The following is a 7,234-nucleotide window of genomic DNA, read 5'->3' as shown; positions in this document are numbered from 1 at the left end:
GTTGGCGGCCGCCTCATGCACCCCTACGGGTGCAGCAGGTTATAGACCCTTATAGGGTCTGTGCAAACCGCCGGCTAAGCCGGCGGTACTGATTTCCAAGGAGATATCAGTTCTGAAAACCAAAATTGCATAGATCAAGTAACCGAAATGGGGAGAACGATAAGGGGTTTTGAAATGGGTATCTTCTGATCCATTTCTTTTGTGCTCTGGTTATACTTGAAAAAGAATATCTGTATAATAAGAGGAGACAGACCTGTAAAGTTATCAGGATCTGGACTATTAATATGATTTATTCCGAAATGAGGTAATTATGAAGGAAGATATATTATTCTGCAAGGGTGGAGGGTGTACCGCTAAGCTTGGTGCAGGAATCCTTGAATCAGTTCTTGGAAAGCTGCCAAGGCCCATTGACCCCAATCTGATGGTAGGCTTTGACAGCTCTGATGATGCTGCAGTGTACAAGCTTACTGATGATATTGCTTTTGTACAGACCCTGGACTTTTTTCCTCCAATGGTTGAGGATCCCTATACATTCGGGCAGATCGCAGCAGCAAATGCTCTGTCAGATGTCTATGCCATGGGTGGCGAAGTAAAGACTGCACTTAATATAGTCTGCTTCCCTGAGACCATGGATCTGAACATCCTGGGGAAGATTCTACAGGGTGGCAGCGAAAAGGTGATGGAAGCAGGAGGGTCTCTTGCCGGGGGACACTCGATAAATGACACTGATGTGAAGTATGGATTATCGGTAACGGGAATAGTTCATCCGGACAGGATATACAGGAACAACACCTGTCAGGTCGGAGACCTCCTGATACTGACAAAACCACTTGGAGTTGGAATAGTCTGCACGGCTGACAGGATCGGTGAGAGCTCAGAGGAGGCCATGGAACAGGCGGTGCGTTCAATGACGACGCTCAACAAATATGCTGCTGAAATCTTCAGGAAGTACGATGTGCACGCTTGCACAGATATTACTGGATTTGGTTTTCTGGGACATCTCATGGAGATGGTCGGAGATGAATATGGTGCTGAGATAGACAGCATTGAGGTGCCGTACATTAGGGAAGCCGTACACTACGCAAATGAGTTCTTCATAACTGCTTCAGCCCAGAAGAACCGAAACCATTTAGGAGACAGGGTGGTTTTCAAGGATGTACCGTTTGCCTTGGAGGAGATTCTTTTTGACCCGCAGACTTCGGGAGGACTTCTTGTGAGCCTTCCTCGTGAAGATGCCATATCAGCTATAACTGAGATAGAGTCATTGGGAATGCCATGCGGAATAGTTGGCAGAATCACGCACTCTGATGATAAAAGAATTATTATAAAATAGGGGGTAGTGATATGAAAAAGGAACTTGATGCCAGAGGTAAAGCTTGCCCCATGCCTGTGGTCGAAACGAAAAAGATACTTGCAGGAATGAATTCAGGCGACACTGTTGAAGTAACAGTTGACAACTATGTTGCTGTGCAGAACCTTAGCAAGATGGCCAGCCAGAAGAATATTCCCGTATCATCCATAAAGGTTGATGAGTCAGAATATATAGTAACACTGACGGTACCGGAATCAGAGCCATTTATTTCAGACATCGCAGAAGCGGTTGAGTGCATACCTGACGGCATCAAAGGAAACACCGTTGTGGTACTCTCGTCTGACAAGATGGGTGAAGGAGACGAGAAGCTGGGACATACTCTGATGAAGGGGTTCATTTATGCCCTCACAGAGCAGGACATCCTCCCCCAATCAATACTGCTTTACAACAACGGGGCGAAGCTGTCCGTGCAGGGATCCGATTCGCTGCCTGACTTGAAGCTTTTGGAATCCCAGGGAGTTGAGATACTTACATGCGGGACCTGCCTGAATTTCTACGGCATCACTGAAAAGCTGGGAGTGGGGTCAGTTACGAACATGTATGTAATAGCTGAGAAGCAGATGAAGGCATCGAAGATTGTAAGGCCATAAGAGCCAAATAAGGGCTTCCTCACCGACACCTGATGAGGAAAGAGATGGAAAGAAGGTACGTTTCATGATTTATCTGGATAATGCTGCAACTACATACCATAAGCCGCCCGAAGTAGCTGAAGCTGTATTCCAGGCACTTAAGGGAACAGGGAGCAGCGGAAGGGGTGCGCATGGCGCATCGCTGGAGGCTGGCCGGCTGGTTTACAAGGCCAGGGTGGCAGTTTCAGAGCTTTTCAATGTGAAGGATCCTTCAAGGGTTATATTTACCTCCAATGCTACTGAAAGCCTGAACATTGCTATCCAGGGACTTCTTTCGCCTGGAGATAGATGCATAACTACAGCAATGGAGCATAACAGCGTTCTTCGGCCTCTGTACCATATGGAGACTAAGGGGATCATACTTGATATTCTCCCTGGCGACAGCAATGGAAGAGTGGCAATTGAAGCCTTTGAGAGTGCCATAAAGCCTGATACGAAGGCGATTGTAATCGCACATGGTTCAAACGTCACTGGAAATGTTATGGACATCAAGGCAATAGGTGACCTCTGCAGAAGCTATGGCCTCCTTTTTATTCTGGATGCTGCCCAGACAGCTGGTCTACTTCCGATAGATATGGAAAAGCATGGAATATCAGCGCTATGCCTATCTGGGCACAAGAGCCTTCTTGGCCCTCAGGGTACAGGAGCTCTCTGTCTTGCTGAAGGGGTTGTGCCTGAACCATTGGTATATGGTGGAACCGGTATGGACAGCTTTGCAATGGGTATGCCGGGGGTTCTCCCCGAGAGGCTTGAGGCAGGTACCATGAATGTACATGGCCTGGCGGGGCTCCTTGCAGCTTGCGGATATATAAAGGGCTTCGGACAGGACAGGATATTCAGGGAAGCGTCTGAACTTGCTAAGGCCTTCCTTGACGGAATCAAGGATATCGCTGGACTAGTACTTTATGGTGATTTCAATGATGATTTACGTACTCCGGTGGTTTCCTTCAACATCAGGGACATCGATGCAGGAGAGCTGGCAGATGAACTTTATGAGAGGTTCGGGATAGCCGTGCGTGCTGGAGCGCACTGCGCACCATTGGTCCACAGGACATTCCGAACAGAAAAGCAGGGAATGGTAAGGTTCAGCTTTTCCCATTTCAATACCATGGAGGAAATTAAAGCGGCGATAGATGCTTTAAGGACCATCGGGGAGGAAGAGAGATGAGACCCAAGGAACTTCAATGCGTCGTTACATTCCATGCAACTACCGAAGCGATGGCATTTGAGGAGGCTGCGAAGGCTGCAGGTTTCAAAGGCAGGCTGATTCCGGTTCCGACAGCAATAACTGCTGGGTGCGGGCTTGCCTGGAGAGATGCTCCGGAAAGCAAAGTACATTTATTCAAATTTATAGTGGATGAGAGACTGGCATTTGAGTCTATCCATGAGCTTGTGATATAGAATTTATTGACAAGGAGGGTGTCGTATGGCAGACAAACCCAAGACAGTTGAGGAGTATGTTGCAGCATTGCCTGAGGGTGCGCAAAGGCATTTCAGGGAGATAATGGCTATCCTTTCTGATGCAGCTCCTGAAGCCAGTGTTGCGCTCAAATGGGGGACACCTGCATTTTCGTATGACAGGATACTGTTTACGGTAGCAGCATACAAGAAGCACATGAATTTCTGTCCTACACCTGCAGTTATCAGCGCATGCAAGGCTGAGCTGACAGCACAAAAGGTTACAGACTGCGTACTACAGATACCTTACGACAAACCAATACCAGTTGAAATTGTCAGGAAGCTTGCTGAATGCAGGATAAGGGATCTTGTAGAGAACGATGCAAGGTGGATGTAAAGCAGTCGATAATATGATTCAGGTAAATGTAAAGAGCTGTCAAAGGGTCATAAATGACTCGTTGACAGCTCTTTACTATTGTAAGTATGAAACCGCAAGTTTACAGAGGCTGCTACATGGAAACAGGAACAGACAGCAGCTCTCTTAATAGCTTCCTGTCATGAATCAGATAAAGAAGCTCTTCCTCGGTTGAAATTACTTCTGTTCTCTTCTTGAAGAATTTGTTGGCCTTCCTGGCTAACCTTCTGTTGTCCTCATCTAAAGATGCTATGAATTCTGTGATGCTGCGTCCCTGATAAAGCGTGATAAGGTACAGCGCAACTATCTGCTTGGCAAGGGAGAGGATTGATTCTTCAATCCAAAAGTCAATATGTGGAAGAGTGACCTTCTTCTCCATCAGCCTGATATAATCAACAAGACCGTCTTCGTTTGATTCCCAGAAATCTATGTAGGCATAATCAAAGCGGTTCAGGAACTCATCGGTGAAGTATTCAAAAGCATCCCCGTGAATTATCTCGAGACTCTTGCTCGTATTGAACTGAGGAAGGATGACTTTGTTGAACAGGTCAATTACATCCTTATTATGTTCAATGACTGTAACGCTTTCGACTTCATCCTTCAGGAGCCACAAGTAGGGCAGCAATCCTATTCCAAGCCCCATGGTAAGGCATTTGCCTGTGCCTTTCTCTACCCCATCTCCCATGCTTATGATTTCACTTGGAGCAGGGGACATCCAGGTAATATTTCCTTCCTTTAGAGAGGGCATCTCCAAATCAATATTGAAGTATCCGACAGGATGGTAATGGAACAGGTATTTACCGAGCTGTCTGTTGAAGTCCGTGTTCATCAGTGTCCTTTTAGGAATGATATCTTTCGAATACTTTACAGTCGGAGTCTCGATCTTGTCGAGCCTGATATTTTTAAAGTAGGGATTTTCTGTCAGTACCCTTTCATCCAATGCCAGGCTTTCGCCTGGCATTCCGTATTTCTTCAGAATTGTCTCTACCTTTTTTTCCATTCCTGGAGTAAGTGGCTTTTCTAAATATTCGAGAATATCAGCCAGGTAGTTCCTCTGGTCAAACATAGACTGCATAATGGCGCTTATAGCTGTTTTAATTTCCTGGTTCTTTTCTATACTAATCATTTTATACCTCTTAAATGGTCTTTAAGCTTATTCAATTCATGGTATCATATCTCACTTTATCCATGCAAAGAGAAATGCTTAGGGATTTGTGGAGAAATATCTCAAACAATCAATATTTTGTTGGTATTTTGTTGACAAAAGTCTGTAATAGTATTGATATACTGATATTGAAAAAAGTAATATGAATATAAGTAATTAAAGATGCAGGAGGTGATGGAATGAAGCAGATTGTTGCACTTGGTGGAGGTGGCTTCTCCACTGAACCTGAAAATGAGCTTATAGACAGATACATACTTAAGTGCAGCGGAGCAGAAAATCCCAAGATATGCTACGTTCCTACTGCAAGCGGAGATTCTGACATATGTATCTCGTGGTTCTATGATTTCTTCAATAAAATGGAGTGCCAGCCATCACATTTGTCCCTATTCAAACCACCATCAGGGGACATCGAAGCCTTTGTTCTGGACAAGGACATCATATATGTCGGCGGCGGCAATACAAAGAACCTTCTTGTACTGTGGAAGGAATGGGGACTAGATAGGATCCTGAGAAAAGCATGGGAGAAGGGGATTGTACTAGCTGGTATAAGCGCAGGCTCAATCTGCTGGTTCGAGGAAGGGCTTACCGACTCATACGGAGACCGCCTAGAGCCTCTTGAATGCCTGGGATTCCTTAAAGGAAGCAACTGTCCACATTACGACTCTGAGCCTGACAGGCGACCTGCATACCAGGAACTGATTGCTTCAGGGAAAATGCATGCAGGGATAGCAGCTGATGATAGTGTGGCAATTCATTATGTGGATGATGAGATATTCAGGATAATCAGTTCACATCCTGGAAAGCATGCCTATGAGGTAAGGTTTGAAGGAAAACTGATTGAATCGCAGATTCCTGCAGAATATCTCGGGCAAGCGTGACAAAGGAGAAGATACATTTCAGCTGGATTCAAAATAGAATGAATAAATTTATAATGGGGGTTAGAGATGGAACAGCTTGTTCATGCAGCTAGCATTGGCACTAAGGATGCAGAATGGCGCACGTTGTTCAGGATTTCAAGCGTTGCCGCAATACTTATGGTAGTCCTGATTCCAATCCAGATAGTCATCTTCTCAATTTCAATGCCACCTGAAACAATAGAGGGGTGGTTCGAGCTGTTCAGGAAAAGCTGGCTCCTTGGTCTGATTCACCTCGACATTATTTATATCATCGACAATGTGCTTGTTGCGGTAATCTATCTAGCACTTTATATTATTTTGAAGAAGCGGAATGAAAGCCTGATGGCGATAGCAATTCTTCTGGGATTTTTGGGCATAGCAGCATATTTCGCATCGAACACATCCTTTGAGATGCTGTCACTGAGCAGGGCATTTGAGAAGGCAGCAAGCGATACTGACAGAAGCATGCTTATGGCAGCTGCCCAGGTAATGATAGAGACCTGGAGAGGAACAGCTTTCAATACATACTATGTGCTAAATGGGATTACACTTCTGCTCATATCCAGGGTTATGTATGGAAGCGGGACATTCAGCAACAGAACAGCAGTAATAGGTCTTATATCAGGAATCCTTATGGTTGTCCCTTCAACTGCTGGAATGATCGGGCTAATATTTTCACTTCTGTCACTAATACCATGGATAATATTTTGCATAATGATTGCAATAAGGCTGAGGAGGCTAAGCATAATATAAATTGCAGATGATATCTGAATAGATGTTATAATCAAAACAAGATAGAAAATCACAACAAAATTGAGGGAGTGAGTGAATTGAAGGTTGAGAGACTGGACCGCCTGTGTATTGGAGTACCGGACCTCGAGGAAGGCAAAGCCATGTTCGGGAAGACAATGGGTCTTGAATTCGAGTTCTCAGGTGAAGCGACAATGCCTGATGGAAAGAAAGTGAAGCTTGCCATCAGCAACCAGGGAATTGAACTCCTGGAAATACCAGGGAAGGACATACATTTCAGAAGCTTCCATTTCAAAGTGAATGGTATCGAAAAGGCTGCTGAAGATGTAAGGGCCAATGGAATCAACATAATCAGCGAGTTCAAAGTAGGAAACATGGAAGAGAAGGTTATGGATCTTTATGGTCTCAGGGCAATCCTCATTGACTACCCTGGCAACGACCCTGCAAAGGCCGCCAGAGGAGAATCGTAAAAAACTACTAAACTAAGAGAGCTCCGCTTGTCATCAGACGAGCAGGAGAGTGTAGAAAATTTTGTGTTTGGACCTCTGGCTTAAGATTATAATAATCTTAAATCGGAGGTTTTAAACATGGCAAAAATTAAAAGGGATC

The 7,234-nt window shown here is 44.9% G+C and carries 9 protein-coding genes; 8 read left to right on the top strand and 1 reads right to left on the bottom strand.

Annotated elements, in window-relative coordinates; translation table 11 throughout:
- The first annotated feature begins 310 nt into the window (after window positions 1-310).
- The 5 genes from selD to J2Z34_RS17270 all read left to right on the top strand — a co-directional run bounded on the left by selD (window position 311) and on the right by J2Z34_RS17270 (window position 3,796).
- Window positions 311-1,333 (top strand): selenide, water dikinase SelD, encoded by a 1,023-nt coding sequence (selD, locus tag J2Z34_RS17290; protein ID WP_209461122.1) that lies wholly within the window; start codon window positions 311-313, stop codon window positions 1,331-1,333.
- A gap of 11 nt (window positions 1,334-1,344) precedes the next feature.
- On the top strand, window positions 1,345-1,962 hold the full coding sequence (yedF, locus tag J2Z34_RS17285; RefSeq protein WP_209461121.1) for a sulfurtransferase-like selenium metabolism protein YedF: 618 nt from the start codon (window positions 1,345-1,347) through the stop codon (window positions 1,960-1,962).
- A 64-nt stretch (window positions 1,963-2,026) separates the two neighbouring features.
- Window positions 2,027-3,169: an aminotransferase class V-fold PLP-dependent enzyme gene (locus J2Z34_RS17280; RefSeq protein WP_209461120.1), complete on the top strand. Its 1,143-nt coding sequence runs from the start codon at window positions 2,027-2,029 to the stop codon at window positions 3,167-3,169.
- Window positions 3,166-3,402, top strand: coding sequence for a putative Se/S carrier protein (locus tag J2Z34_RS17275; protein WP_209461119.1), 237 nt, complete (start codon window positions 3,166-3,168; stop codon window positions 3,400-3,402). The genes J2Z34_RS17280 and J2Z34_RS17275 overlap by 4 nt, the downstream gene beginning before the upstream one ends.
- 25 nt (window positions 3,403-3,427) lie before the next feature.
- Window positions 3,428-3,796, top strand: coding sequence for an iron chaperone (locus J2Z34_RS17270; RefSeq protein WP_209461118.1), 369 nt, complete (start codon window positions 3,428-3,430; stop codon window positions 3,794-3,796).
- Window positions 3,797-3,908: 112 nt separating this feature from the next.
- Here the strand turns inward: J2Z34_RS17270 and J2Z34_RS17265 are convergent, their stop codons facing one another.
- The gene (locus J2Z34_RS17265) at window positions 3,909-4,940 is read right to left on the bottom strand and encodes a polyamine aminopropyltransferase (protein WP_209461117.1); all 1,032 of its coding nucleotides are present in this window, start codon (window positions 4,938-4,940) and stop codon (window positions 3,909-3,911) included.
- A 218-nt stretch (window positions 4,941-5,158) separates the two neighbouring features.
- Here J2Z34_RS17265 and J2Z34_RS17260 point away from each other — a divergent pair, with 218 nt between their 5' ends.
- From J2Z34_RS17260 to J2Z34_RS17250, 3 genes are all read left to right on the top strand, one after another.
- A complete protein-coding gene (locus tag J2Z34_RS17260; protein WP_209461116.1) occupies window positions 5,159-5,857 on the top strand; it encodes a Type 1 glutamine amidotransferase-like domain-containing protein in 699 nt (232 codons plus the stop codon).
- Window positions 5,858-5,923: 66 nt separating this feature from the next.
- Window positions 5,924-6,628, top strand: coding sequence for a DUF4386 family protein (locus tag J2Z34_RS17255; RefSeq protein ID WP_209461115.1), 705 nt, complete (start codon window positions 5,924-5,926; stop codon window positions 6,626-6,628).
- Between the two features lie 77 nt (window positions 6,629-6,705).
- Complete coding sequence (locus J2Z34_RS17250; RefSeq protein ID WP_209461114.1) at window positions 6,706-7,095, top strand: VOC family protein; 390 nt, start codon at window positions 6,706-6,708, stop codon at window positions 7,093-7,095.
- The last annotated feature ends 139 nt before the right edge of the window (window positions 7,096-7,234 follow it).

The organism is Youngiibacter multivorans, from assembly GCF_017873395.1.
GTDB classification, from domain to species: Bacteria; Bacillota; Clostridia; order Clostridiales; family Clostridiaceae; genus Youngiibacter; species Youngiibacter multivorans.
This window is presented reverse-complemented; position numbering and strand designations above follow the sequence as displayed.

What these genes read in the sequence shown, in the direction of transcription:
- selD (WP_209461122.1), top strand. Translation starts at nt 311, where the DNA reads ATGAAGGAAGATATATTATTCTGCAAGGGTGGAGGGTGTACCGCTAAG.
- yedF (WP_209461121.1), top strand. Translation starts at nt 1,345, where the DNA reads ATGAAAAAGGAACTTGATGCCAGAGGTAAAGCTTGCCCCATGCCTGTG.
- J2Z34_RS17280 (WP_209461120.1), top strand. Translation starts at nt 2,027, where the DNA reads ATGATTTATCTGGATAATGCTGCAACTACATACCATAAGCCGCCCGAA.
- J2Z34_RS17275 (WP_209461119.1), top strand. Translation starts at nt 3,166, where the DNA reads ATGAGACCCAAGGAACTTCAATGCGTCGTTACATTCCATGCAACTACC.
- J2Z34_RS17270 (WP_209461118.1), top strand. Translation starts at nt 3,428, where the DNA reads ATGGCAGACAAACCCAAGACAGTTGAGGAGTATGTTGCAGCATTGCCT.
- J2Z34_RS17265 (WP_209461117.1), bottom strand. Translation starts at nt 4,940, where the DNA reads ATGATTAGTATAGAAAAGAACCAGGAAATTAAAACAGCTATAAGCGCC.
- J2Z34_RS17260 (WP_209461116.1), top strand. Translation starts at nt 5,159, where the DNA reads ATGAAGCAGATTGTTGCACTTGGTGGAGGTGGCTTCTCCACTGAACCT.
- J2Z34_RS17255 (WP_209461115.1), top strand. Translation starts at nt 5,924, where the DNA reads ATGGAACAGCTTGTTCATGCAGCTAGCATTGGCACTAAGGATGCAGAA.